Source organism: Blochmannia endosymbiont of Camponotus (Colobopsis) obliquus, assembly GCF_000973545.1.
Taxonomy (GTDB): Bacteria; Pseudomonadota; Gammaproteobacteria; order Enterobacterales; family Enterobacteriaceae; genus Blochmanniella.
Window position 1 is genome coordinate 345,204 of record NZ_CP010049.1, and the last position, 23,902, is coordinate 369,105.

General features: G+C 27.7%; 18 protein-coding genes, 1 tRNA gene and 1 other RNA gene. 14 read left to right on the forward strand and 6 right to left on the reverse strand.

Annotation, left to right across the window (positions count from 1 at the left end; all coding sequences use genetic code 11):
- Nucleotides 1-82 precede the first annotated feature (82 nt).
- Together mreC and BOBLI757_RS01475 are read right to left on the reverse strand one after the other, a co-directional pair.
- A complete protein-coding gene (gene mreC / locus BOBLI757_RS01470; RefSeq protein WP_052712339.1) occupies nt 83-934 on the reverse strand; it encodes a rod shape-determining protein MreC in 852 nt (283 codons plus the stop codon).
- 111 nt (nt 935-1,045) lie between these two features.
- Complete coding sequence (locus BOBLI757_RS01475) at nt 1,046-2,089, reverse strand: rod shape-determining protein (RefSeq protein ID WP_046304869.1); 1,044 nt, start codon at nt 2,087-2,089, stop codon at nt 1,046-1,048.
- Between the two features lie 450 nt (nt 2,090-2,539).
- On the opposite strand from BOBLI757_RS01475, the gene aroQ reads away from it, so the two are divergent.
- From aroQ to ffs, 8 genes are all read left to right on the forward strand, one after another.
- Nucleotides 2,540-2,995 (forward strand): type II 3-dehydroquinate dehydratase, encoded by a 456-nt coding sequence (aroQ, locus tag BOBLI757_RS01480; protein WP_046304871.1) that lies wholly within the window; start codon nt 2,540-2,542, stop codon nt 2,993-2,995.
- A gap of 23 nt (nt 2,996-3,018) precedes the next feature.
- On the forward strand, nt 3,019-3,495 hold the full coding sequence (gene accB / locus BOBLI757_RS01485; protein ID WP_046304873.1) for an acetyl-CoA carboxylase biotin carboxyl carrier protein: 477 nt from the start codon (nt 3,019-3,021) through the stop codon (nt 3,493-3,495).
- Complete coding sequence (accC, locus tag BOBLI757_RS01490; protein WP_046304875.1) at nt 3,485-4,846, forward strand: acetyl-CoA carboxylase biotin carboxylase subunit; 1,362 nt, start codon at nt 3,485-3,487, stop codon at nt 4,844-4,846. The genes accB and accC overlap by 11 nt, the downstream gene beginning before the upstream one ends.
- Nucleotides 4,847-5,680: 834 nt before the next feature.
- A complete protein-coding gene (gene tldD, locus BOBLI757_RS01495) occupies nt 5,681-7,132 on the forward strand; it encodes a metalloprotease TldD (protein WP_046304877.1) in 1,452 nt (483 codons plus the stop codon).
- A gap of 615 nt (nt 7,133-7,747) precedes the next feature.
- Nucleotides 7,748-9,088, forward strand: coding sequence for a metalloprotease PmbA (gene pmbA / locus BOBLI757_RS01500; RefSeq protein WP_046304879.1), 1,341 nt, complete (start codon nt 7,748-7,750; stop codon nt 9,086-9,088).
- Between the two features lie 546 nt (nt 9,089-9,634).
- Nucleotides 9,635-11,971, forward strand: a complete 2,337-nt coding sequence (lon, locus tag BOBLI757_RS01505; protein ID WP_046304881.1) for an endopeptidase La — start codon at nt 9,635-9,637, stop codon at nt 11,969-11,971.
- A gap of 124 nt (nt 11,972-12,095) precedes the next feature.
- On the forward strand, nt 12,096-12,374 hold the full coding sequence (locus tag BOBLI757_RS01510) for an HU family DNA-binding protein (protein ID WP_046304883.1): 279 nt from the start codon (nt 12,096-12,098) through the stop codon (nt 12,372-12,374).
- A 240-nt stretch (nt 12,375-12,614) separates the two neighbouring features.
- Nucleotides 12,615-12,712: signal recognition particle sRNA small type (gene ffs, locus BOBLI757_RS03245), an RNA gene on the forward strand.
- A gap of 178 nt (nt 12,713-12,890) precedes the next feature.
- Here the strand turns inward: ffs and BOBLI757_RS01520 are convergent.
- Entirely contained in the window at nt 12,891-13,094 is a 204-nt protein-coding gene (locus BOBLI757_RS01520; protein WP_046304887.1) for an HHA domain-containing protein, read from the reverse strand.
- 491 nt (nt 13,095-13,585) lie between these two features.
- Here BOBLI757_RS01520 and apt point away from each other — a divergent pair, with 491 nt between their 5' ends.
- The 3 genes from apt (at nt 13,586) to BOBLI757_RS01535 (ending at nt 17,073) form a co-directional block, all read left to right on the forward strand.
- A complete protein-coding gene (gene apt, locus BOBLI757_RS01525; RefSeq protein ID WP_046304890.1) occupies nt 13,586-14,149 on the forward strand; it encodes an adenine phosphoribosyltransferase in 564 nt (187 codons plus the stop codon).
- Nucleotides 14,150-14,258: 109 nt separating this feature from the next.
- Nucleotides 14,259-16,250, forward strand: a complete 1,992-nt coding sequence (dnaX, locus tag BOBLI757_RS01530; protein ID WP_046304892.1) for a DNA polymerase III subunit gamma/tau — start codon at nt 14,259-14,261, stop codon at nt 16,248-16,250.
- Between the two features lie 169 nt (nt 16,251-16,419).
- The gene (locus BOBLI757_RS01535) at nt 16,420-17,073 is read left to right on the forward strand and encodes an adenylate kinase family protein (RefSeq protein ID WP_046304894.1); all 654 of its coding nucleotides are present in this window, start codon (nt 16,420-16,422) and stop codon (nt 17,071-17,073) included.
- A gap of 187 nt (nt 17,074-17,260) precedes the next feature.
- Here BOBLI757_RS01535 and BOBLI757_RS01540 read toward each other — a convergent pair whose 3' ends face one another.
- Entirely contained in the window at nt 17,261-17,983 is a 723-nt protein-coding gene (locus BOBLI757_RS01540; RefSeq protein ID WP_046304896.1) for a UDP-2,3-diacylglucosamine diphosphatase, read from the reverse strand.
- 311 nt (nt 17,984-18,294) lie between these two features.
- On the opposite strand from BOBLI757_RS01540, the gene cysS reads away from it, so the two are divergent.
- Nucleotides 18,295-19,707 carry a cysteine--tRNA ligase gene (cysS, locus tag BOBLI757_RS01545; protein ID WP_046304898.1) on the forward strand — a complete coding sequence of 471 codons (1,413 nt, stop codon included), beginning with the start codon at nt 18,295-18,297 and terminating at the stop codon, nt 19,705-19,707.
- A 110-nt stretch (nt 19,708-19,817) separates the two neighbouring features.
- Here the strand turns inward: cysS and folD are convergent, their stop codons facing one another.
- Nucleotides 19,818-20,675: a bifunctional methylenetetrahydrofolate dehydrogenase/methenyltetrahydrofolate cyclohydrolase FolD gene (gene folD, locus BOBLI757_RS01550; protein WP_046304899.1), complete on the reverse strand. Its 858-nt coding sequence runs from the start codon at nt 20,673-20,675 to the stop codon at nt 19,818-19,820.
- A 174-nt stretch (nt 20,676-20,849) separates the two neighbouring features.
- Here folD and BOBLI757_RS01555 point away from each other — a divergent pair.
- A tRNA-Arg gene (locus BOBLI757_RS01555) sits at nt 20,850-20,923 on the forward strand.
- A 583-nt stretch (nt 20,924-21,506) separates the two neighbouring features.
- The gene (locus BOBLI757_RS01560) at nt 21,507-22,442 is read left to right on the forward strand and encodes a DMT family transporter (RefSeq protein WP_046304900.1); all 936 of its coding nucleotides are present in this window, start codon (nt 21,507-21,509) and stop codon (nt 22,440-22,442) included.
- Between the two features lie 347 nt (nt 22,443-22,789).
- Here BOBLI757_RS01560 and rodA read toward each other — a convergent pair whose 3' ends face one another.
- A complete protein-coding gene (rodA, locus tag BOBLI757_RS01565; RefSeq protein ID WP_046304902.1) occupies nt 22,790-23,899 on the reverse strand; it encodes a rod shape-determining protein RodA in 1,110 nt (369 codons plus the stop codon).
- Nucleotides 23,900-23,902: the final 3 nt, after the last annotated feature.

Below are 23,902 nucleotides of genomic sequence, written 5' to 3' on the forward strand. Positions count from 1 at the left end.
AAATCATAAAAAGATTAGTAAGATAATTTGAATTTATTTAGTATATTATATATTTAATTTTATGTTAAACATGTTCTGTAGTTTAATATTTATTTGAAATAAGTTTTTTATTATCATTTTCATTATTCCAAATTAATAATAAATTGCTTAAATATTGTAATTTAGTTATTGGCCGGGCTTGTATTTTTGTACATTTATAATGTTTATCAATAGTTATTGATGATACTACCGCTACCGGATAACCTTTTGGAAAATTACCTCCTAAACCGGAAGTAATTAGAATATCGCCAATTTTTACATCAATACAATCAGATTGTTGATATTCTAATTGTAAATCTTTATTGTAGCCGTTACCTGTGGCTATTAAGCGGACATTATTTCTTATAATTTGAGTTGGTAAAGCATGTGCGGTATCGCAAATTAACATAACTCTACTAGTAAATTTATTTGTAGAAATTACTTGTCCAATTACACCTTTGTCGTTAATTACGGGTTGCCCTATATATACATTATTATTCGTTCCTTTATCAATTATTATTTGATGTCTATGAGGATCGATATTTACAGCTATTATTTTAGTGATCATTTTTCGTATTTGATGGTGATATGGAGGAGATGATAGTAATTGGTATAACTGTTGGTTTTCTTTTTTATACATTTCCATTAATAATAAATCACTATTTTTCAGTAACAAATTTGTACGTAAAATATTATTTTCTAATATTAATTGTTTATGTTCTTTCAAGAAAAGCAGTAAATTTTTTGATATTTTAAATAAGTTACTAATAGAAAAGTATAGTGAACTTATAGCACTATCACTACAGTTTTTAACTGTAATAAATGTATTAAATTTGCTATCGATAATAATTAAAATAACAGATAATACTATTACAGACAAAGTTTTTATTTGTAAAATATTAAATTTATTGAACATAGTTTGTATTAATGTCTAATGTATTTTTTTATTAAAGAAAATGTTTGTTGTAAATAATTTTTTATTGTTATTAGGTGATATTTTTTGTTAAACAAAGCGTAATAACAATAACTATTCTTCACTAAAAAGATCTCCACCATGCATATCTATCATTTCAAGTGCTTTACCTCCACCTCGTGCTACACAGGTTAAAGGATTTTCTGCAATGACAACGGGAATGCTAGTTGCTTCCATAATTAATCTATCAAAATTACGTAACATAGCTCCTCCGCCAGTTAAAATCATACCTCGTTCAGAAATATCAGAAGCTAATTCTGGAGGGCATTGTTCTAATGCAAGCATTACAGCACTTATAATGCCAGTTAATGGTTCTTGAAGCGCTTCTAAAATTTCGTTAGAATTTAGAACGAAACTTCTTGGAACACCTTCGGCTAAATTTCTTCCGCGTACTTCTATGCTACGTATTTCATGATCTGAATAAGCTGATCCTATTTCATGTTTTATTCTTTCTGATGTAGATTCTCCAATAAGTGATCCATAATTACGACGTACATAATTAATAATTGCTTCATCAAATCTATCTCCACCTATGCGTACCGATGCAGAATAAACTACACCATTTAATGAAATAACTGCTACTTCGGTGGTTCCTCCTCCAATATCTATCACCATTGAACCAGTGGCTTCAGATACTGGTAATCCTGCTCCGATAGCGGCAGCCATAGGTTCTTCAATTAGAAATACTTCTCTTGCACCAGCACCTTGAGCGGATTCTCGAATAGCACGGCGTTCAACTTGAGTAGCTCCTACTGGAACACATACTAAAACACGTGGGCTGGGTCGCATAAAACTATCGTTATGTACTTGTTTGATGAAATGTTGTAGCATTTTTTCTGTAATGAAAAAGTCTGCTATCACACCATCTTTCATTGGTCTAATAGCGGCAATATTACCGGGGGTTCTACCTAACATTTGTTTTGCAGCATAACCAACAGCTGCCACACTTTTAGGCGTTCCTGCACGATTGTGACGAATAGCTACCACAGAAGGTTCATTTAATACAATACCCTGTCCTTTTACATAAATCAAAGTGTTGGCAGTACCGAGATCTATAGATAAATCGTTAGAAAAAATTCCTCGTATTTTTTTAAACATGATAAGAAAATTTCCTTATTTGTTAATAAGTAATAAGTAAAATTTAACTAATTTAATTTTTTATATTTTACAAATCCATAATACTAGATTGTTATTGTTCAATAAATCAAATGTTTGTATATTTTATTTTATTGCAATTTTTGTATCAATTAATGGTATTTTTTTGTGAATTATAGAATATAATTTTAATGCTACTTTTAATGTTATTTATTTTAATATAAATTGCAAACGAACTATTTGTGTTTTTTTTAAAATATGTGATGAGATAATATCATAAAAAATAATGTTGTTATGATTATAAATAAATGTCAAGATTTAGTTGGTATATGTAAATTTAGATAATTGCGTATCATATTATTTTTGGATAACAATCAAAGTCTATGTAATAATACATATAATAATTCTATTATATATTAATATAGTGTACAATTAAGAATAAGGTTGAAGAATATGACTAAAAAATATCATATTTTGTTTCTTAATGGCCCAAATCTAAATCTGTTAGGTACTCGTGAACCTGATATATATGGTAGTGTTACATTAGCTTGCTTAATTGTGGAGTTAGCTAAATTATCAAATATGTTAGGAATCAATTTTACTCATTTTCAATCCAATGCGGAAAATGAATTGATTAATTGGATTCATCAATCGTGTGATAAAGATATTGATTTTATTGTTATCAATCCTGCAGCATTAACTCATACTAGTATAGCTATTCGTGATGCGTTGTTAGCAATAAATATTCCTTTTATTGAAATACATTTATCCAATATATATAAAAGGGAACAATTTCGCCATCATTCTTATTTGTCTGATATTGCTATTGGTGTAATTTGTGGTTTTGGTATACATGGATATTTTTTTGCAGCAGAAATGGCTATTAAATATTTATCATTATCTAAGTAAATTAAAGACGTGGAATATTTATTATGGATATTCGTAAAGTAAAAAAATTAATTAAAATTATTGAAAAATCTGATATTGTTGAATTAGAAATTTCGGAAGGAGAAAATAAGATTCGTATTAATCGCATGATTACTAAATCACTTGCTAAAATAAAAGAGGATTCTTGTGTAGCTATGCAACAAGAACAAGTTTCTCAATCTTTTAATAAAGATCATAATACCACTGGTATTGACACAATAGATGATTATCTTGTTCGTTCACCAATGGTTGGTGTGTTTTATATTACTCCAAGTCCTGGGTCTAAACCTTTTATTTCAATTGGTCAAAAAGTTAATGTTGGTGATATTTTATGTATAGTTGAAGCTATGAAAATGATGAATCAAATAGCGTCAGAGATTACAGGTATAGTGAAAGATATTTTATTAGACAATGGTCAGCCAGTTGAATTTGATGAACCGTTAATTATTATACAACAGTCTAAATATACAAATGTTAGATAAAATTCTTATTGCAAATAGAGGTGAAATTGCTTTACGCATCTTGCGTACATGTAAGGAGTTGGATATTAAAACAGTAGCTGTACATTCAACAATAGATCGTGATTTAAAACATGTTTTATTAGCAGATGAATCAGTTTGCATTGGTCCACCACCTTCAATCAAGAGTTATCTTAATATTCCAGCTATAATTTCTGCAGCAGAAATCACTGGTTCCGTTGCTATTCATCCTGGTTATGGTTTTTTATCAGAAAATGCTGATTTTGCGGAACAAACTGAAAGGTCTGGTTTTATTTTTGTTGGTCCGTGTCCAGAAACTATTCGTTTAATGGCTAATAAAGTTTCTGCTATTTCTTTAATGAAAAAATCTGGTATTCCATGTTTACCTGGTTATTATGGTTGTATAAAAGATGACATAAATAAAATAAAAAATGCTACAGCAATATGTCGAAAATTGGGTTATCCAATAATAATTAAATGTTCTAGAGGCGGAGGTGGTCGTGCTATGCGAGTTGTTTATAAAGAGCAAGAGTTAAAAGGAGTTATTTCTACAATGTTTACAGAAGCAAAAATTGCATTCAATAGTGATAATCTTTATATAGAAAAATATTTAATTAATCCACGTCATATTGAAATACAGGTTTTATCTGATGGTCGGGGTAATGCAGTGTATTTAGGGGAACGAGATTGTTCTGTACAAAGACGTTATCAAAAAATAGTAGAAGAAGCTCCGGCATTTGGTATTACAGATGAAATGCGTTATTACATAGGTGCATTGTGTATTAAAGCTTGTTTTGATATTGGTTATCGTGGTGTTGGTACTTTTGAATTTTTATATGAAAATAATAAATTTTTTTTTATTGAAATGAATACCAGAATTCAGGTGGAACATCCTGTAACCGAAATGGTTACTGGTATAGATATTGTTAAAGAACAATTACAAATTGCGGATGGTTGTGTATTAAATTTCAAACAAAATGCAGTTAAGATGCATGGGCATGCAATAGAATGTAGAATTAATGCTGAAAATCCTATTACTTTTTTACCCAGTCCAGGAATAATTACTCGCTTCCATGCTCCTGGTGGTTTTGGAGTGCGTTGGGAATCACATATTTATACTGGTTATTCTGTATCAGCATATTATGATTCAATGATTGGTAAATTAATTTGTTTTGGAATCACGCGCGATATAGCTATTTCTCGTATGAAAAATGCATTGAATGAATTGATTATTGATGGTATTGAAACTAATATTAAGTTACATTTAAAGATTATGAATGATGATAAATTTCGACAAAATAAAAATATCAATATACATTATTTAGAGAATGATTTTGTATTCGATGAATTTTAATATGAACAATAATTGGTGTTGTTGGTTGGTTGTTTTTTGTGACATTACATATACTTTATCTTTCGTTTAATTTTAATGATAATTCTCTACCATTTTGTTATTTATATATAAAATACATGTAACGAATTTGCCATATAATATTTTTAAATTTTTTATAATTTTAATTTTTTAATTAATGGTAATATTAATCACTGATTTTAATATTAGTTTTTAGCTATATTGTTATATTTTACGTAATTTTATGTGTATAATTAATCTAATATGTTTTATATTTAGCGAGATAATTTCACATTGTTTAAATATTTAGGTTATATTTTTTTATTAAAATATGATTTGTATTGTTTAATTTTTTAATAAATTTATGGTATTTATTTATGTAATATCATATTGACGTATAATTATTATTTTTATTTGTTAAATGATATGTTTTAATTTTATATTTATTATATTTTATACTGGTTTTTTGTATGTTGTGTTTGTTAATAATAGTAATAAATTTATGATATAATTTATTATGTCGCTTAAGATTGTTTTTTATTAATATTTATAAACAGAAATATCATTATTATATATAATTGTTGCAATTTTAATAGTTTGTATAATTATGTTTTTTATGTTATATTAAAATTGTTGGTTGTAAATAATTATCTAAAATCTATAGATAATTAGTATATTCACTACAGTTATATTATAAATTGTATATTAGGATTTTAAATATCACTTTAATAATATTAAATATAATGTAAGTACATTAGTTACAATTATAATTATAATTAAAATAATTTAATAGATTAAATATTGTTATTTCAGATTTTTTTAAAAAGTGAGAATTATATGAGTTTAAATTCCGTCAGTGAAGATTTGCTTGTTGCGAATAATTTACAACACGTGGATCTTTTGTCTGTATTAGAAATGATGTCTCAACGTCCATTCACATATGGTGATCTTTATTTTCAGTCACATTATCATGAATCTTGGATGATAGAAAAGAACATAATTAAGGATGGATCTTATAACTTCATGCAAGGTATAGGCATTAGAGTAATCAAAGACGAGCAAACTGGTTTTGCTTATACCGATCAATTAACTTTAGATGCATTAACAAAGGGTGCTGTAATAGCGTGTAGTATTGCAAATCAACAAATGGATAATAATAAATATTGTCTTAAATTTTCTCAAATCCAAACTAAATCATTATATAGTCAGTTAAACCCGTTATTAACTTTTTCTGAAGAAGATAAAATTGAATTATTAATGAAGGTAAATTCAATTGCTCGTAATATGGATCATCGTGTACAGGAAGTAACAGCTAGTTTATCTGGTACATTTGAACAAATTTTAGTGGCATCAACAGATGGAACTTTGGCTACAGATATAAGGCCTTTAGTACGTTTATTCATTAATGTTCAAGTAGAAGCAGATGGTAGACGTGAACAGGGAAGTAGTGGCGGCGGTGGTAGGTATGGATATAATTTTTTTCTAGATCCATATATGCATGAAACGAGAGTGGATTATTGGAGTAAGGAAGCAGTACGAATAGCTTTAATTAATCTTTATGCTGTGGAAGCTCCAGCTGGAACTATACCAGTAGTTTTGGGTCCTGGTTGGCCCGGGATATTACTGCATGAGGCAGTAGGTCATGGCTTAGAGGGTGATTTTAATCGTCGAGGTAGTTCGGTGTTTAATGGTAAGATAGGAAAACGAGTTGCTGCGCAATGTTGTACTGTAGTAGATGATGGTACTTTGATGAATTTACGTGGGTCATTATCAATAGATGATGAAGGTGTACCTAGTCAGCGTAATATTTTAATTGAGCATGGTATTCTTAAAAAGTACATGCAGGATAAATTAAATGCTAAGTTAATGAATACATCATTAACAGGCAACGGAAGGCGTGAATCTTATGCTTTTTTACCTATGCCACGCATGACTAATACTTATATGCTGGCAGGAAATAGCGATCCTAAAGAAATTATTGCTAGTGTTGATTATGGTATTTATGCTCCAAATTTTAGTGGTGGACAAGTTGATATTACATCAGGAAAATTTGTTTTTTCTACTTCTGAAGCATATTTAATTAAAAATGGAGTGATTACCAAGCCAATTAAAGGGGTTACATTGATTGGTTCAGGAATAGAAGTGATGCAACAAATTTCTATGGTTGGTAATGATTTAACCTTAGATAGTGGTGTAGGTGTATGTATTAAAAATGGACAAAGGATACCTGTTGGAGTTGGTCAACCTACATTAAAGTTAGATAAAATTACTGTGGGTGGTACTATGTAATTTACATGATATAGTTTAATAAAATTGTTTAATGATATTAAACTAATATTTAATTTGTTTCCTGATATTTTGTAAGATTATTAATCTAATCAGTGGGTTGTGTAATGTTTTGTGTTACTTATATAAGATGTATTTATTAATTAATAATATTTAGTCGATTATAATTACTTAGGTATAAATAAGATGGAATACATTGCTGGGTATAAAATAATCATTAAATTGTGTATAATTTATTAGATTATAAGGATAGATTACGTTATATGATCGTTCAGTTAGGTTAGTTTTATTTTTGATCGTTATTGTTTGTATACTTTAATTGATCATGCTTTTATCGATTGATGTTGACATGTTGGTTGTTATTTTAAAATGATATTTATCATTTGTGGAGTAATAAATTAAGTATTATAACATGATCTGTTCAATATGCTATAATTGCATGTTCTGTATATGGTTATTGGATATGTGTGTTTTGATAATGTATAAATGATATTATGTACACTTAAATGAATAAATATATGCCAATATTATTTTAGGATAATGATTTATTTATGATTATAAGTTATGATTTAATAAAATTATTTTTATGTTTTTAGTTAGTAGTGAATTGGGGGAATGATGAGTATTGTTAGGGATATAGAACGACAGCGTACTCTTTTAGAAAATGCAGCGTCTCAGGTATTGGATTTAATACATACCAAATCTGATGAAGCAGAAGTTATAATAACAAAAACAATAGGAATTAATATCAATACTCGTTGTGGTGAATTAGAAAGTATGGAGTATATCAATGATGGTAATTTAGAAGTTATTGTTTATTGCCAACATTGCAAAGGTAGCGCTTCTTCGAATAATATTAATTTTAAAGCGATATCTAATACTGTTAACGCCGCATTAAATATTGCGCGTTATACGTTTTCTGATTTATGTTTAGGAATAGCAAACAAAAAATTACTTGCATTTCATGCTTTAGATCTTGATTTATTTCATCCTATTGAGTTAAATGTTAGTCAGGGTATATCTTTAGCGTCAACTGCAGAATTAATAGCTTTAAAACAGGATAAGCGTATTATTTACAGTGAAGGTGGGAGTTTTAACAGTTATTATAATATTCGAGTATTTGGTAATAGTCACGGTATGTTACAAAGTTATAATAGTAGTAAATATGTACTATCCTGTTGTGTAATTGCGGAAAGTAATGGTAGTATGGAACGCGATTATTCTTATACTATAGGTCGTTCTTTTAAAGATTTGCGATCTCCTCAGTCTGTAGGTGCAGATTGTGCCGAACGTGTATTAAAACGTTTAAATTCACGTAAGTTACCTACAATGGAATCTCCGGTAATTTTTATATCCGAAATAGCTATCAACCTATTTAATTGTTTAGCGCAAGCAATTAATGGAAATAATATTTACCGCAAATCTACTTTTTTGTCTGATTACCTTGAAAAAAAGATTTTTCCTGATTGGTTATCTATTAAAGAAAAACCTCATATTCCTAAAGGATTAGGTTCTTCTCCTTTTGATGACGAAGGTGTACGAACTTGTGATCGAGTTATTGTACGAAAAGGGGTGTTACAAACGTGGCTGTTAAATACTTATACAGCATGTAAGTTAAATTTACAGAATACTGGACATTCCAATGGAATTTATAATTGGTATATTTCTTATAAAAATATTTCTTTTTTAAAATTGGTAGCAAAAATGTATCGTGGTCTTGTGATTACTGAATTAATAGGACAGGGTATTAATATATTAACCGGTGATTATTCGCGTGGTGTTTCTGGGTTTTGGGTAGAATATGGAGAAATACAATATCCAGTTAGTGAAATTACCGTTGCTGGTAATTTAAAAGAAATGTTTTCTAGCATTATTTGTATTAGCGATGATATTGAAAAACGTAGTAATATTCATTGTGGTTCAGTGTTATTATCTTCAATGAAAATAGCAGGTCAGTAATTATTTTTTTAAATTATAATTTTCTTGATTTTAGATTATATTAATTAAGGTGTAGTTGCGGATGTAAATATGTAAATATTTTTTTAATATTTGTGATATTAAATGTTTCAGTGATTTTTTTTAATATTGTTATGTATTTTATTATGCATAGTTAATCTTTAAGTTTTTAAAATTTAATTATGAATATGGGATTTTGTATATAAAAATACAATTACATCAGATATTAATAAAATTTTTATGTTATACTGTATCATAATAGTATAATATATCAATTTACTTGAAGTGTTTATATATTTTATTTATTGTAGAATAAGTCGTGTGGCTTGTTTTAGTGAATGCAATGTAAAATGTATATGTGTTTTAAAGTTACATGTTTTTTATTTTGTGGTAGGTTATTTGTATAATCATAGTTATGTTGCAAAGTAGTGATTGCTGTTGAATGTAATCAATTAGCCCCCATATATTTGATATCTGAAGTTTAAATAGAATACGCGTTACAAATTTTTTAAAACTAAGTAAAAATATAAATTATAAGAGAGGATCTCTATGAATGCTGAGAGACCTGAACGTATAGAAATCCCTGTTTTGCCTTTACGTGATGTGGTAGTATACCCACATATGGTTATTCCGTTGTTTGTAGGACGGGAAAAATCAATTCGGTGTCTTGAATCGGCTATGAGTAATGACAAAAAGGTTATGTTAGTAGCGCAAAAGGAGGCCTCAACAGATGAACCAAATGTTGATGATCTTTTTTTGGTTGGGACAATATCGACTATTTTGCAAATGCTTAAATTACCTGACGGTACAGTAAAAGTGTTAGTAGAAGGTTTAACTAGAGCTCAAATTGTTGAATTAACAGATAAATGTGGTCATTTTATTGCTAAAGCTAGTTATTTTGATAATGTTGAGTTAGATAAACGAGAACAGGAGGTTTTGATAAGAACTGTAATTAATCAATTTGAAGGATACATAAAATTAAATAAGAAAATTCCTCCTGAAGTCCTAGTTTCTTTAAATAGCATTATTGATGTTGATCGTTTGATTGATACTATCGCGGCTCATATGCCGCTAAAGTTATTTGATAAGCAGTCGATTTTGGAGATGTCTAATGTTACTGAAAGAGTAGAATATTTAATGGCTTTAATGGAGTCCGAGATTGACTTACTGCAAGTTGAAAAACGTATTCGTAATCGTGTAAAAAAACAAATGGAAAAAAGTCAACGTGAGTATTATTTGAATGAGCAGATGAAAGCAATTCAGAAAGAATTAGGTGAAATGGATGATATATCAGATGAAAATGAATCTATTAAGCGTAAAATTGAAGCAGCTAAGATGCCAAAGGAAGCACGAGAAAAAATTGAAACAGAATTACATAAATTAAAAATGATGTCGCCTATGTCTGCTGAAGCCACTGTAGTTCGAAGCTATATTGATTGGATGCTCACAGTTCCTTGGTTTTTACGTAGTAAAATAAAAAAAAATCTTGCTAAAGCAGAAAAAATGTTGGATAAGGATCATTATGGTTTAGAAAAAGTTAAGGAACGAATTTTAGAATACTTGGCAGTACAGAATAGAATTAATAAAATTAAAGGTCCTATTTTGTGTTTAGTTGGTCCCCCTGGGGTTGGTAAAACATCATTGGGGCAGTCCATTGCTAAAGCTACTGGAAGAAAATATGTACGTATGGCTTTGGGAGGTGTACGTGATGAAGCTGAAATTCGTGGACATCGTCGAACTTATATTGGTTCTATGCCTGGAAAACTGATTCAAAAAATGTCAAAAGTTGGTGTAAAAAATCCTTTATTTTTACTTGATGAAATTGATAAAATGTCTTTTGATATGCGTGGAGATCCAGCTTCAGCGTTATTGGAAGTTTTGGATCCAGAACAAAATATAGCATTTAATGATCATTATTTAGAAGTGGATTATGATCTTTCTGATGTGATGTTTGTTGCAACTTCGAATTCAATGAATATACCAGCACCTTTATTAGATCGTATGGAAGTAATACGTGTATCTGGATACACTGAAGATGAAAAATTGAATATTGCTCGTCAACATTTATTAGGTAAACAGTTAGAACGTAATGCTTTAAAGCCTGGTGAATTAACGATAGAAGATAGTGCGTTAATGGGTATAATTCGTTATTACACTCGTGAATCTGGAGTGCGTAATTTAGAACGAGAAATTTCTAAGTTATGTAGAAAAGCAGTAAAAAATTTATTAATGAATAAAAGTGTTAAATACATTGTAATTAGTGCTAATAATTTAAAAGATTTTCTTGGTGTGCAACGTTATGATTATAATTATGTAGAAGAAGAGGATCGTATTGGGCAAGTTACTGGTTTGGCTTGGACTGAAGTAGGTGGAGATTTATTAACTATAGAAACAGCTTGTGTTCCTGGTAAAGGAAAATTAACTTATACTGGTTCTTTAGGTGAAGTCATGCAGGAATCGATCCAGGCAGCATTAACGGTGGTACGTGCACGCGCTGATAAATTAGGGATTAATACCGATTTTTATGAAAAACGAGATATTCATGTGCATGTGCCAGAGGGTGCTACTCCAAAAGATGGCCCTAGTGCTGGAATTGCCATGTGCACGGCGTTAGTTTCTTGTTTAACAGGAAATTCTGTAAAAGCTAATATAGCTATGACTGGTGAAATAACTTTATGTGGACAAGTATTGCCTATTGGCGGATTGAAGGAAAAATTGTTAGCCGCTCATCGTGGAGGAATCAAAACAGTATTAATTCCATATAAAAATAAACGTGATTTAGAAGATATGCCTGATATGGTAGTTAGTGGTCTTGATATACATACGGTTAAACAAATAGATGAAGTATTATCTTTGGCTTTACAAAATGCTCCGTTTTGTATATAGGTTATATGTATAGAATGATATGTAAAATATGATGTATAACTTTAATTAATTTTTCATAAAAGTTTTTCGTTATTTAGTTGTTTGTTGGTATATTGCCTTGAATAAGATTTATAAAGGGGTGAAAGTGAACAGATCACAGTTGATTGATAAAATTGTGTTGGATGCTGATATTTCTAAAAAAATTGTTGGGTGCGTGTTAGATTCGATGATTAATTTAATTAAAAGGTCTTTAAGACAAGGTCATTCAGTTTCATTAATAGGTTTTGGTACTTTTGTTGTTCGTTCTCGTTCTGCGCGTGTTGGTAGAAATCCGCAAACTGGTAAAAAGATTCTGATACCTGCATCCAAAATTCCGGGGTTTCGTCCTGGAAAGAATTTTAAAAATATAGTAAATAAAGTATGAATTACCTGGATCATGTGGTTTATTTCATATATAATTGTAAAATGCGTTTATATTTTAATAAATATATTTTGGGTTGTATTGTTTATTAATCGTTTGTTTCAGCATACAAAAAAATATATTAATATTGTTAAGTGGTTGCAGATAAACAATTTAATGTCTTAATGTCTAGTTACAATAATTAATGATACAGTATTACGCGTGTTTTGCATAAGAAATTGTGTTGTCCAAAATGTAGAACTTCATTGGTGCTCTTGTTTATGCCGTTGTGTGAACTCGGTCAGGACTGGAAAGAAGCAGCCGTAGCTAAATTGGTATATGCCGGGATTTTACTAGTGAAGTTCTCTTATTTTATAAAATTAAACATTTTAACATGTATATTGAACTTTATTGTCAATATTGTTTTTATATTTAAAATATGTGTTAAGATGTTACATGAATAGTAAATCACATATAAAATGTTAATTATTTTATTAAACTTGATGAGATATAATCTTGATTAAGATTTATTGAAAAGCATCAGCGTACGTACTTCCACACAGAAGTCGGAACTTTGTCATATAACTTATTCATTGTTAGTTCTGCTAATCTATGATCAGCTGCAGAATTAAATATTTCTAATTCATCATCAGATAATTTATATTTATTTTTTTCAATAACACGTTCAAGTGTTTCAAGTGTCCTGCATTTTCTGAGACGCATTAAATAATCTATCTTTTTCATTGTAACCTTTTATATAAAGTTTATTAGAGTATGTTACGTTGCAAGTATTTTATAACGAAATATATAATCACCAGTTATTTTTTTAATTTAATGAATTTATTTATTATATAAATTCAGTATTTTGAGTATTTTGCTGAATTGAATAATTTTTACATATATATATTAAATATGCAATATTTTAAATATAGAAAATTTTTGTATTAGAACGTATGAAAAAAATTTTAGTACTATCATATTTTTATTTTAAAGTATTAATTTTACATATTTATATAATATAGACTATATTTTGTAGTATAAAAGATATATAGTATTTTAGTAAAATAGAGTTTTATTACGTTTTTTAAATCTCATTTTAGCACGTTATTATGATTTTTACGTAAATATTAATATAATATATAATATCTTAATTAAATTTTGTTCATTTAAATAATTTTATGAAGTGAAGTATGTAGAATATATATCTGTGATATTTGCATTTTAGGTATTAAATTATGAATGTTATAAATCAACGTTTAATGGTTATTAAACAAAGTATTAGATCCATTCCTAATTATCCAAAACCAGGTATTTTATTTCGAGATATCACTGGATTATTAGAAAACCCTTCTGCATATTCAGATAGTATAATGTTATTAGCACATTATTATCGTAGTCATAATTTTACTAAGATTGTTGGTATTGAAGCACGAGGTTTTTTGTTTAGTGCACCTGTAGCATTGATATTAAAATTAGGTTGTGTATTAGCTCGTAAGCCGGGTAAATTACCATTTAGCACTATTAGTGAAAAGTATTTTTTAGAATATGGTACAGGTCAACTTGAGATGCATAAAAATTCTATTTACCCTGGAGATAAAGTCTTAGTTATAGATGATGTATTAGCAACTGGAGGTACAGTCGAAGCCACAGTAAAAATGGTACGTCGATTGGGTGGAGAGGTGCAAGATGCTGCTTTTTTAATAAATTTAAAAGATTTTGGTGGAGAAACATTGTTGGCTAATATTGGTATAAAATGTTATAGTCTACTCATTTTTTTATTAATTATCATTATTAGTTAGTATATTATTATTGATTAATGTTTAACTTAGTTATTATTTATTGTTTTTTTGATTTAAGCATAAGTAGATGTTAGAATGACAATTATTTATTGATATTTGTCATATAGATATGAGTTATCAAGTTCTTGCTCGTAAGTGGCGTCCGCAAGTATTTACGGATGTTATTGGTCAACAACATGTTATAAAAACAATAACTAATAGTTTTTTGTTAGGCAAAATGCATCATGCTTATTTATTTTCTGGTGTGCGAGGAATAGGTAAGACAACCATTGCACGTTTGTTTGCAAAAGGATTGAGTTGTACAAAAGGTATTACCATTAATCCTTGTAGAGAATGTAAAAATTGTTGTGATATTGAGCGTGGATGTTTTATTGATTTAATTGAAGTAGATGCTGCCACTCGTACTAAAGTTGAAGATATACGTGATTTATTAAGTAATATTCAGTATATGCCAGTGTGTGGAAAATTTAAAATATACCTAATAGATGAGGTGCATATGTTATCTCGTCACAGTTTTAATGCATTATTGAAAATTTTAGAGGAACCGCCTGAACATATTAAGTTTATTTTACTTACTACGGAAAAACATAAATTGCCTGTTACTGTGTTATCTCGTTGTCTTCAGTTGCATTTAAAAGCATTAGATGTTATTCAAATTTGTGATTATTTAATGTTTATTTTAAAGCAAGAAGGTATTGAATATGATTCAGATGTATTGCGATTGTTATCATGTGCTGCGAATGGTAGTGTACGTGATGCATTAACTTTAGTTGATCAAGCTATTGTTTTAGGAATGAATAAAATTACTTCTGATGTAACTAGACAAATGTTTGGTTTATTAAATTCAGAGCAGCCCATACTGCTTCTTGAATCGTTAATTTATGCTGACAGTCAATTATTAATGAAACAAATAGCAGAATGTGCAGAATTAGGAGTAGATTGGGAATTTCTTTTAATAGAACTACTGTCTTTATTACAAAAATTAGCTGTAGACCAAATATTATCTACTAAAGTTAATGGTATTGAAGGAGAATTAAAGGTATTACAGCGTTTACGTTTATTAAATAATTATCTTGCCCCATCGGATTTACAATTGTTATATCAAATTTTATTGGTTGGTCGTCAAGAATTACCGTTTGCTCCAAATTACCGTATGGGTTTTGAAATGACATTGTTACGTGCTTTAGCATTTCATCCTTTAATAAGTAAGGACTTAGTTAAAGAAACTTCAATATCCTTTGTTAATAAAGTGGAGTGTGATATGTCGTATAAAGATAATATAGTAAATTGTAATGAAAAAATGGGTGCTATGGGTGATAATTTAGCAAATGCGATTACAGAAAAATCTTTACCTAGTAACAAATTAATGTTGCCAGAATTGTTTGATTCTAAAGATATATTATCATCAGCTGCAACTGATAACATTTTATCAGAAGATATGGTACAATTATTGCAAGCTCGTGCAGCTTTAACTAAATTGCAAAATATGAAAAAACATGAACAACATTTACAATCATTTTCAGATAGTTGCCGTAAATCTATAACGTCTATATTAGGAAGGTTTGCGGATATTAATAAACGCGCAATGGAAAGTTCGAATACAAATGTACAAACAAAATGCGAAAGATCTTTAATAAAATCAGATGTGAATAATGTGTGTTCTATACAAATCAAGAGCCATGTTTATGATAAAAAAACATTAGTAGACTTAATGCAGGAAGTTATTACTCAAGATGATTGGTCAGCACAGATAAATAAATTATTTTTATCTGATTTAGCTAGACAACTTGCTATACATTCGTGGAAAGAAAATTTGGATTCAAATGTAGTATGTTTACATTTACGATCAGATTTTTATCATTTAAATTCCGAAGTGATACGAAATGAATTACAGGAAGCATTAAGTAATAATTTGAATACAGTTATTGAGTTAATAATAAAAATTGACAACGATACATCCTTTAGAACTCCATTTGAGTGGTGTCAATATGTTAATAATAAACAAAAAGCCTTAAAAAATAAAGATATAATTATTCAGGATATGAAAATTAAAAAGATACAGAAAGTTTTTGATGCTGAATTAGAAGATGTTAATAATTAGTATATTTTGTTTATATATTTTAATGTATTTATAATTATTTTAATTTAATGATTAGTTTTTATATTTTTACATATTGTATATTTTTACATTTATATAAAATGTGAGAGGTTTTGTAATTATGTACAAAATAATTTGTATTTATTTTTGATAAATTGCTTAAGGTATATAAATGCGTATTGTTTTATTAGGTCCACCTGGTTCTGGTAAAGGAACTCAATCTGAATTCCTTGCAAATAGATATAACATTCCGCAAATTTCTATTGGAAAGATTTTACGTAATATAATTCAAAAAAAATTATATTTCAGTACGTCAATTAAAAAATTTATGGAATCCGGAGAATTAGTACCTGATCATTTAGTAATTGATATAATCAATAATTATATTTGTCAATATAATTATTATGAAAAATTTGTACTTGATGGTTTTCCCCGTACTTTATATCAGGCTCTTACCATGAAAAATAAAGGGATAATAGTTGATGTAGTTGTAGAGTTAGTTTTATCAGATGCATCAGTTATTGAACGTATTGTAGGCCGAAGAACACATATATCTTCTGGTCGTATTTATCATATTAAGTTTAATCCACCAAAAGATGATAATTATGATGATTATACTGGAGAAAAATTAATTATTAGAGAAGATGATCAAGAAGATATTGCATTTAAACGTTTAGAATCATACCGCAAAAATACTCTTCCTGTAATTAAATATTATTCTCAAGAAGCACAAGCAGGTAATTTACACTATTTTAGTATCAATGGAGGGTGTAAAATAAGCGATATTCATAGAAAATTAATTAAAATTATTGATGCATGTAATTAATATTACATATTGAATAATATAGTATATTTATTTTACAATGTGTTGTATTTACATGCATGGTTACTTTACATAAGTTATATGTGATTGTTTTTTACAGTACATTATATTTGTTTGTTTATAGATATGTCCACAATATGGACATGCCATTGTAATGGTCAATATGTAATTTGATTTTAAAAAAGATATCTTAATTAAATTTTATTAAAGACAGACCGAATTTATTTATTTCAATTATTGATCCATATTTATACCAGGCACCTAAATTTACACGATAAAATATTCCCAAATTATTATTAATTAATGTATGAATTGCAGCTTTATGTGTATGACCATGTATCAATATGTTGGCTTTATATTGTGATAGTAAGTGTAACATTGATTGTATATTAATACATATATTTTTTTTAGATTTTTTATTATTACTTTGTGAACTTTTATTACGTATTAAATTAACAATATAAGTTCTTATTGATAGAGGTAAAGTTAGAAATAATTTTTTTAACCACAATTTACGTATTATGTATTTAAAGTACTGATAATTTTTATCATTTACGCAAAAGCGGTCTCCATGTGAGATAATAATTCGATTTCCTGATACTTCTAAAATATAAGGTTCTTGTAATAAAGTCATACCACATAAATTCGCATAACGTTGTCCTAATAGAAAATCTCGATTTCCATGGATAAAATAGCATGGAACGAGTTTTTTTTTTAATTTTTTGATTTCTTGTGCTATTTTTTTATACATTGGATTAGGATCATCATCTCCAATCCAACATTCGAACAGATCGCCAAGAATGTATAATTCATCAGCATATATTGCTTTATTGTGTAAAAAATTTAAAAAATTGTCAGTAATATTTGGTTTTTTAACAGATAGATGAATATCAGCAATAAATAATACAGACATTTTGATTATCTACATATTTTATGTTAATTATTTTTAAATATTAATGGATTGATTATATAATAATTAATTTTAGTAAGTGACATTAATTTAATTAGTATTGTATTTATTTGTTACATAAATGTTCATTGTATTATGTAAAATAATATTTTGTCAAATTTTGGTTATATTTTAAATATTTATTAAAATAAAAGTAGTTATATTATTTTAAATAATAAAAAAATGTAGATTTTATATATTATATTTTTGTGATAAAATTTTTATGGATTATAAGATATGTAATTTTTATTTGATTGATATAAATAGTAAATTATATGCTTAAAATATTTAATACTTTGACAGGTAAAAAAGAAAAATTTATACCCATTTGCTCTAATCAAGTTAATATCTATGTATGTGGAGTGACTGTTTATGATTTATGTCATATTGGTCATGGACGCACTTTTATAGTTTTTGATATGATAGTACGTTATTTGCGTTTTTCTGGATATAAAGTAAATTATATACGTAATATTACTGATATTGATGATAAAATAATTCGTCATGCTTATAATAATAATGAAACATGTCAAGATTTGACTAATCGTATGATTAATGCGATGCATCATGATTTTGATTCTTTAAATATATTAAGGCCAAATCATGAGCCACGTGTCACTTGCTATATTAATAATATTATTGAATTTATTTGTAATCTTTTTGCAAAAGGACACGCATATGTTTCTTGTCGTGGTGATGTAATGTTTGATGTGAGCAGTTTTAAGAATTATGGTATTTTATCTTCTAATAAATTTGCTATGAAGGAAATTAATGTATGCATGCAATCGACAAATATAGATAAAAAACGTAATGCAATGGATTTCGTTTTATGGAAGATGTCTAAAAAGGACGAACCTAAATGGTATTCCCCATGGGGCAGCGGTCGTCCTGGATGGCATATTGAATGTTCGACGATGCATTATATTTTTTTAGGTAAAAAAATTGATATTCATGGTGGTGGATCAGATTTAAAATTTCCTCATCATGAAAATGAATTAGCTCAATCAATGTGTGCTCACGATGGTTTTTATGTTAATGTGTGGGTGCATTCAGGCATGATAGTTGTTAATCAAAAGAAAATGTCTAAATCTTTTAATAATTTTTTAACTATACGTGATTTATTAAAATTGTATGATCCTGAAACAGTTAGATTTTTTTTGTTATCGACTCATTATCGTAAATTGGTTCAATATGATATAAATAGTTTTAGACGAGCGCGTTTAGTATTACAAAAATTGTATATAGCTTTACGTGATACGGATATAAATGCTGTACCATACGGTGGAGAAAATTTTGTATCAGAATTTGTTTCTAAAATGAATGATGATTTTAATATTCCTGGAGTTTATTCAGTTTTGTTTAATATTGCACATGAAATAAATTGTTTGAAAATTAAACGTTCGCCAAATATACATGGTATGGCAGCCACATTGCGTTATTTAGGGAATATATTGGGTTTATTATATTATGATTCAGAATATTTTTTACAAAACATATTTATTCAAAGTGATGATTTGATAACAACTATTTTAAATTTAATTAAATATCGTGATGATGCACGTAAAAACAAACAATGGTTATTAGCTGATGAAATACGTGATAAATTAGTGAGGATGGGTGTTATATTGGAAGATAGGTCTAATGAGACTACATGGCGTTTTAATAATATAAAGATAAAGATCAATTGATATAATAATAAGTATTATTATGTATTTTTATTTTTTTGTATTTAGATGTAAGATAATATAACAATAAATATTAAAACTACAATTTGTTGTTTTATTACACATGTATTTTATCATTTTTCGTAAGATGATTCATATGCTTGTAAAGTATTTTGAATTAACATAGCTACTGTCATGGGGCCTACTCCTCCAGGAACAGGAGTAATATAGGACGCTCGTTCTAAAGCACTTGGAAAATGTACATCTCCGACTATTTTCCCATTTTTTAGGAGATTAATGCCTACATCTATTACAATTGCTCCATATTTTATCCAATACCCTGGCACAAAGTTAGCCTTACCTACTGCAACTATTAATAAATCTGCATGTTTGACAAAATTCGGTAAATTGTTAGTGAAACGGTGTGTAATTGAAACTGTGCATCCGGCTAATAATAATTCTAGAACCATTGGTCTTCCTACTATATTCGAGGCTCCTATTATTACCGCATGAAGAAATAAAGTTTTTATATGATATATTTCAAGTAATTTTATAATACCTTGTGGAGTACAAGGTCGTAAAGTTGGTGCTCGTTGACATAATCGTCCTATATTATATGGATGAAATCCATCTACATCTTTATTTGGAGTAATTTTTTCTAAAATATTGATTTTGTTTATATGATTAGGCAGCGGCAGTTGTATTAAAATTCCATCTACATTTCTGTCAACATTTAGTGTATCAATTAATTTTATTAGTTCTATTTCATTTGTGGAAATGGGTAAGTTGTGACAAAAAGATGTAATACCTACTTCTTCACATGCTTTACGTTTATTATTTATATATATTTTTGAGCTTGGATTTTCCCCTATTAGTATCATTGCTAAACCTGGAGCACGTTTTTTTGCTTGTAATTTTGTTTTAATTCTTGCAGCTATTTGTTTTTTTATTTTTGTTGCAATTTGTGTACCATTGATAATTTTTGTTTTCATTTTTTGCAAGTTGTAATATTTATAAAATAATTCTTTCTATAATAATGTTTTTTAAAAAATAAACATTATAGAAGGATTATAATTTTGATTTATTTTTTATTTTTAATTTGTAAAAATGAGTGTTCAAATTTGTTTCTTGTGTATATAATTTAAATTTTATTTTATATCTATAACGTGTCCTTAGCTTAATAGGATAGAGCAACGGCCTTCTAAGCCGTAGGTTACAGGTTCAAATCCTGTAGGACACGCAATATAAAATGTGTTGTATATATATACATAAACGATATATGTCCAAATGAATTAACAAATAATTTTTAAAAGTTATTTATTTTAGTTTAATTAAATATCCTATTTATTTAATAATTAATTATTTAAAAAAACAGTAAATATAGAATGCAATAAAATTAACTGTTGTGTCAACAGGTTAGTTATATATTTTAGGATTTAATTTAGGTATATATCGTTTATATATTTATAGAATATTAAATATTTTGGTGTTAGCATATAATAATTTATTTTTTTAAACGTTGTATCTTTTACTAATAATTCAATATGTTATTGTTATGTAAATTACATGTATATTATTTGACATAATTTTATTTTAAATATATTACATCAAAGTAGTTAGTTATATGCTATTTTTTATGTGTTGTTTTTGATAATATGCATAATTCTCTATTATAAGATAGATCGATATATTGTTAATTGTTATGTGATATTTTTATTTAGTTGTATTGTTATTATTATGTTTTTTTACTTATTATGATTATTTAATGTTTAGTATGTTAAAATTATAAATTATAATATCAAAGGTAATAGATATTCATAGATATGTTTATGGGGTTTTTTTTTGCAGTTCTTGCTGGTTTTTTGTGGGGTCTAATCTTTATTGGTCCTTTATTATTACCAGAATATCCTAGTGCATTACAATCAGCTGGTAGGTATACTGCATTTGGTTTAATTTCGTTACTTTTGTCGTGGTATGATCGTAATAGATTGCGAAAATTATTATTTGAAGATTGGATAGAAGCTGCAAAACTTGTTTTTGTTGGTAATTTTATATATTATACTTGTTTGACTAATGCTATTCAACAAGCAGGTGCTCCTGTCTCTACAATGATTGTTGGTACATTACCGATAGTGATAACTATAACGTATAATATTATATATACAAAAAATGAAGAAAAAGTACCTTTAAGTAATTTTTTGTTGGCACTAATATTAGTTTTATTAGGTTTAATATTAATTAATGTTTCTGAATTTTTGTTTGAGTTAAAAATTTTTAATATTTGGTCTTATATAAGAGGTATTTTTTCAGCAATTGTTGCTGTAATATGTTGGACGTGGTATGCATTACGAAATGCTATTTGGCTTAGAACACATCCATATAATAAACCGACAACTTGGGCGACAGCGCAAGGAGTTGTTACTTTGCCTTTATCAATTGTTGCTTATTTTGTTATCTGTTGTGTGTTATATTTTATTGGTATTGATTTTGAATTGCCTTTAGGACCACGTCCTAAAGTTTTTGTGCCATTAATGGTAATGATAGGGTTGCTTTGCTCTTGGTTAGGTACTTTTTGTTGGAATGAGGCAAGTCAAAGATTACCAACGGTAATAGTGGGTCCATTAATTGTATTTGAAACTTTAGCAGCTTTATTATATATTTTTCTTCATAGACAAATATGGCCTTCAATGTTAACTATTTGTGGAGTGCTATGTTTAATGGTTGGCATTATACATGTAGTAAATATAAAAAAAGTTTGAGATCAAAATAAACTATTATTGAATAATAGTTTATTACGTAGTACTTTAAAAATGTGTCAGTTATTACATATTAAATATATTAAAAATGTAAGGTATTAATTTTGTTTACAAAATATTTCAAATTGATTATGTGTTATATTGTTCAAATTTTTATTAAACTACATGAATGTTTATGTTAAAATATAATACAAGTATTATATAAGTTTTATTATATTTCTATTTTGGACAGTTATTAATTTGATATTATAAAACTTAATATTATTGTATGAACTATAATACATAATAAATTTATTTGTTTAATAAAAATTTTGAAATTGTAATTTACTATAATAATTTGTTTAAATTTTTTATATATTTGTAGATAACATGTTTCGATGTGTATGTATTGACATTATAATACCAAAGCTTGCCATTAATACTACTAATGATGATCCACCATAACTAACCAAAGGTAATGGAATGCCTACAATGGGTAAAATACCGGTTACCATACTAATGTTTATAAATACATAAACAAAAAGAATAAGAATAAAACTACCAGTGATTACGCGTCCAAAGGTATTTTGAGCTTGAGTGGCAATAAATAATCCTCTTATAATAATTTTCAAATAGATTAATAATAGTATCAGTACGCCTATTAAACCTAATTCTTCTCCTATAACAGAAAAGATAAAATCAGTATGCCCTTCAGGTAAAAAAGCTAATTGTGATTGCGTACCATGCAACCACCCTTTACCAGTTAATCCACCTGAACCTATAGCGATTTTTGATTGAATGATATTATATCCTAATCCTAGCGGATCTATTTCTGGGTTAAATAAAATTTTTATTCTATATTTTTGGTATTCATGCATAACAAATAACCATAACATCGGAATAAACAATATTATTATTAACAATATTGTTAAAATCATTTTCCAATGCATGCCAGATAAAAATAGAACGAATAGTCCAGAAGTAGCAATGATAATAGCAGTACCTAAATCTGGTTCTATTGCCACAAATATAGTAGGGATACCAATCAATATAATTGCAATAATTATATTTTTACAAGATGGCGGATAATAATTTCTATTAATATGACGAGCTATTATTAATGGAACCGCTATTTTAGCAATTTCTGAAGGTTGAAAACGGATTAATCCAATATTTAACCAACGTTGAGCTCCTTTACTTACTTCGCCACAGAGATTGACAGAAAACAATAATAAAATACATATAATGTATAAATAAGGTGACCAAGATTCATACATTCTTGGTGGTATTTGTGCCAATCCTAACATTATTAATGAACCAAAAATAATTTGAATGATTTTATGTTTCATCATGTCAAAATTTTGTCCACTCGCGCTCCATAAGATAAAGCTACTATAAACTAATAATAAAAATATTAAAAATAATAAAATTACATCTAAATGCAATTTATTATGTATTTTTTTGCATACGTCATAATTCATGAT

Bases quoted from the DNA above. Each gene is read 5' to 3' on its own strand.
- mreC (WP_052712339.1), bottom strand. From the start codon at position 934: ATGTTCAATAAATTTAATATTTTACAAATAAAAACTTTGTCTGTAATA.
- BOBLI757_RS01475 (WP_046304869.1), bottom strand. From the start codon at position 2,089: ATGTTTAAAAAAATACGAGGAATTTTTTCTAACGATTTATCTATAGAT.
- aroQ (WP_046304871.1), top strand. From the start codon at position 2,540: ATGACTAAAAAATATCATATTTTGTTTCTTAATGGCCCAAATCTAAAT.
- accB (WP_046304873.1), top strand. From the start codon at position 3,019: ATGGATATTCGTAAAGTAAAAAAATTAATTAAAATTATTGAAAAATCT.
- accC (WP_046304875.1), top strand. From the start codon at position 3,485: ATGTTAGATAAAATTCTTATTGCAAATAGAGGTGAAATTGCTTTACGC.
- tldD (WP_046304877.1), top strand. From the start codon at position 5,681: ATGAGTTTAAATTCCGTCAGTGAAGATTTGCTTGTTGCGAATAATTTA.
- pmbA (WP_046304879.1), top strand. From the start codon at position 7,748: ATGAGTATTGTTAGGGATATAGAACGACAGCGTACTCTTTTAGAAAAT.
- lon (WP_046304881.1), top strand. From the start codon at position 9,635: ATGAATGCTGAGAGACCTGAACGTATAGAAATCCCTGTTTTGCCTTTA.
- BOBLI757_RS01520 (WP_046304887.1), bottom strand. From the start codon at position 13,094: ATGAAAAAGATAGATTATTTAATGCGTCTCAGAAAATGCAGGACACTT.
- apt (WP_046304890.1), top strand. From the start codon at position 13,586: ATGAATGTTATAAATCAACGTTTAATGGTTATTAAACAAAGTATTAGA.
- dnaX (WP_046304892.1), top strand. From the start codon at position 14,259: ATGAGTTATCAAGTTCTTGCTCGTAAGTGGCGTCCGCAAGTATTTACG.
- BOBLI757_RS01535 (WP_046304894.1), top strand. From the start codon at position 16,420: ATGCGTATTGTTTTATTAGGTCCACCTGGTTCTGGTAAAGGAACTCAA.
- BOBLI757_RS01540 (WP_046304896.1), bottom strand. From the start codon at position 17,983: ATGTCTGTATTATTTATTGCTGATATTCATCTATCTGTTAAAAAACCA.
- cysS (WP_046304898.1), top strand. From the start codon at position 18,295: ATGCTTAAAATATTTAATACTTTGACAGGTAAAAAAGAAAAATTTATA.
- folD (WP_046304899.1), bottom strand. From the start codon at position 20,675: ATGAAAACAAAAATTATCAATGGTACACAAATTGCAACAAAAATAAAA.
- BOBLI757_RS01560 (WP_046304900.1), top strand. From the start codon at position 21,507: ATGTTTATGGGGTTTTTTTTTGCAGTTCTTGCTGGTTTTTTGTGGGGT.
- rodA (WP_046304902.1), bottom strand. From the start codon at position 23,899: ATGAATTATGACGTATGCAAAAAAATACATAATAAATTGCATTTAGAT.